The following is a 2951-nucleotide window of genomic DNA, read 5'->3' as shown; positions in this document are numbered from 1 at the left end:
TGGCGTGTTTTGGCTAGGCCACGCTTAAGGCGTTCAAACAAGCCCACCTTAGGTGCTGGTTCAGGTGCAGCTTCTGGCTCAGGTGCAACTTCTGGCTCAGGTGCAACTTCTGACTCAGGTGCAACTTCTGACTCAGGTGCAACTTCTGGCTCAGGTGAAACTTCTGGCTCAGGTGAAACTTCTGGTTCAGGTGAAACTTCTGGTTCAGGTGTTACTTCTGGTTCAGGTGTTACTTCTGGTTCAGGTGCAACTTCTGGTTCAGGTACTACTTCTGGTTCAGGTGTTACTTCTGGCTCAGGTGTTACTTCTGGCTCAGGTGAAACTTCTGGTTCAGGTGTAACTTCTGGCTCAGGTGTTACTTCTGGCGTTGTTTCAACGTCAACCTGTGCGTCAGATGATTCGTTTTCGGTTACTGGGTTGTTACTCTCAACTTGAGACTCGTCCGATTGCTTTGGAGACTCTTCTTTATCTTTTCTAAACCAAGAAAAGAAGCCTGACTTCTTTGCCATTAAAAAAACCTTTAAATGTAAACGCTAGAGCGGGATAATATGCCGCAATAGTAACGTAATTTAGAGCAGATTTTAACTGTTCAATTGTTGAATAAAGGCACAACTTTGAAAGCTTCTTCAAATTTTCCAAACCGGACCCAAAAGAAAGCGGTTAAATCCACCAGCAAAGGTGAAATTAGACTCATTGGTGGTCAATGGCGTGGACGTCGTTTGAAGGTGCATGACAAAGACGGTCTGCGTCCGACAACCGATCGATTAAAAGAAACTTTATTCAACTGGTTAATGACCGACGTACGTGGTGCAAAAACCTTAGACTGCTTTGCTGGTGCAGGCTCTTTAGGCTTCGAAGCTGCTTCTCGTGGTGCCGAAACTGTAATGTGCTTCGAATTAAACAAACAAGCGGCACAGCAACTTAAAGACAACTGCCAACTATTAAACGCAAGTCACCAAATCACCGTCAAACAAGGCGACTTTTTTAAGAACGTTAAAAACATTGATACGCCTTTCGGTCTAGTATTTATCGATCCCCCTTTTCATAAAAATTTAGTCGAACCGACCATTAAATCATTACTTGAAAATACTTTGTTAGAGCCGGGTACCCTTGTTTATATTGAACAAGAACAGGATGCACCTTTTGATTTGGAAAGCTCGGAATGGCAAAGTCAATTTGCTTTACTCAAAAATAAAGACGCTGGGCAAGTAAAAGCACAACTTTGGGAATACCTAGGCTAAGTTGAAATTACCTAAATTACGTTTGTTGCAGGTTGGCTAAATCGATTGGACTTCTTGTAAATCCGTAACGACTGCCTAGTACATGGGTATATATTTCGGTGGTTTTGAGGTCAGTGTGACCTAATAATTCCTGAACCGTTCTTATATCTGTGCCCATCTGCAACATTTGAGTCGCAAACGTATGTCTGAATGTATGTGCTGTAACACGTTTAGCAACTCCACTCGCCTTGACCGCTTTTCTTAACTGCTTTCTGAACGCAGTTTCATGAATGTGGTGTCGACAAATATAACCATCATAAGGGTGACGGCACCTGGTTGAAGACTGAAATATAAATTGCCAAGCAAAATCCTTTGCTGCCACTCCGATTTTTTTGCGCATACTAGGGTCCATTGAAGTATAACCCTCGCCGTCAGCCAAATCTCTCGTATGTATTTTTTGGGCTAGTTGAATCTGTTGGTGAAGCGCCATTATCAATGAGTCAGGTAAGATTGTGTAGCGGTCTTTTCGGCCCTTTCCTCTGAAAATCAATATAGTTTTGTTTTCAAAGTTAAAGTCTTTTATTCGTAGTTGTAATGCTTCGTTTATTCTTGCGCCAGTGCCATACAATAACGCACAGATGAGTTTATACTTGCCTTCCAATTGATTGATGATCAACTCGGCTTCTTGGTGAGTCAAAACAGTCGGAAGTCTTGGTTGGCGTTTGGTAAACGCATACTGAAGGTCAGTAATTTCTCTATGCAACACATTGCGATACATGAAGATAATCGCACATAACGCCAAATTTTGCGTGGCCGCGCTCACCTCTCTTTGAGTCGCCAAATAGTTCAAGTACCCTTCTATTTCAAAATTGCCGCACTCTTCCGGGTGCTTGTAATCATTAAATCGAATGAAGTTTCTAATCCAAAAAAGATAGCTTTTCTCTGTTTTGAGGCTGTATCGTTTGGCTCTTAAAACCGCTCTCACTTTTTCTATGAACTTAGTCTTCGCCATCACTAACTCACTGTATGTTTAATCAGGTGTAATTAAAGATGGCTGATATTTTCGAAAATCTCCTATTTAACAAGTCCAGTTGTGGGTACTGATGTCGCAACCAAACCAGTAACCAGATGTTTTTATGGGACTTTATTTGCCAATCATACTGATTTTGTGAGTTACTAGAGAACCTCCTTAACAAAGTCTCGCTTTCTCCAGCCTTTTTGCTCTAGTAAAGCGAACAAAAAGTATTTAAAGTGATGAGATTATTTAAATTTTTATTAGCAAGTGGGCTGGCCTGTGAAAGTCAGTACTTTGGATTATACCGACCTCCTGCTAATACACTGTTAGCTGTACTAGGAGTTTCGATGAAAATATGGATATTGTTTTTTCTTTCTAGCATTTCTTTTTTTGGGTATGGCAATAATGCAAACACAGAAGGCGAAAGCGTAAACCCTGTGTTAAAGGCAATGGAATGTTTGAGGAATATTCCTGAAAGTGAAATAGCAAACCCTGAACATACTATTTCTAAAGAGCTATCATTAATGACTAGTGTTATTGAGAACATAACTCTCGAACTTGGTACAAATATTAATGAACAAAAAGAATTTAGAGAGCTGTATAAAGTAGCTTTTAAATACTGCCCAAAAGAAATAAATGAACTTAAGGCGGGGTATAAAAGTACAGCTAACAAGTCGTTAAAGCAGGACAAATAACAGTTGGCTTTTGCTCCTGCG

Annotated in this window: 3 protein-coding genes and 1 pseudogene; 2 read left to right on the top strand and 2 right to left on the bottom strand. The window is 40.6% G+C overall.

Translation table 11 applies throughout. The features are described from left to right. Positions 1-509 (bottom strand): annotated as a pseudogene (locus AC4E96_RS02910) (hypothetical protein); the annotation flags it as partial. Positions 510-614: 105 nt separating this feature from the next. On the opposite strand from AC4E96_RS02910, the gene rsmD reads away from it, so the two are divergent. Next, positions 615-1241 (top strand): 16S rRNA (guanine(966)-N(2))-methyltransferase RsmD, encoded by a 627-nt coding sequence (gene rsmD / locus AC4E96_RS02905; RefSeq protein WP_490254860.1) that lies wholly within the window; start codon positions 615-617, stop codon positions 1239-1241. 16 nt (positions 1242-1257) lie between these two features. On the opposite strand, the gene AC4E96_RS02900 is transcribed toward rsmD, so the two are convergent. Further along, the gene (locus tag AC4E96_RS02900; RefSeq protein ID WP_488034286.1) at positions 1258-2232 is read right to left on the bottom strand and encodes an integron integrase; all 975 of its coding nucleotides are present in this window, start codon (positions 2230-2232) and stop codon (positions 1258-1260) included. Positions 2233-2582: 350 nt separating this feature from the next. Here AC4E96_RS02900 and AC4E96_RS02895 point away from each other — a divergent pair, with 350 nt between their 5' ends. After that, complete coding sequence (locus AC4E96_RS02895; protein ID WP_076920549.1) at positions 2583-2930, top strand: hypothetical protein; 348 nt, start codon at positions 2583-2585, stop codon at positions 2928-2930. Positions 2931-2951: the final 21 nt, after the last annotated feature.

The sequence above is a fragment of the Psychrosphaera sp. genome (assembly GCF_982872775.1).
The sequence above is the reverse complement of the archived record's forward strand: the minus strand, read 5'-3'. Positions and strand labels throughout refer to the sequence as shown.

Coding starts and splice junctions, on each gene's coding strand:
- AC4E96_RS02900 (WP_488034286.1), bottom strand. CDS start 2,232: ATGGCGAAGACTAAGTTCATAGAAAAAGTGAGAGCGGTTTTAAGAGCC.
- AC4E96_RS02895 (WP_076920549.1), top strand. CDS start 2,583: ATGAAAATATGGATATTGTTTTTTCTTTCTAGCATTTCTTTTTTTGGG.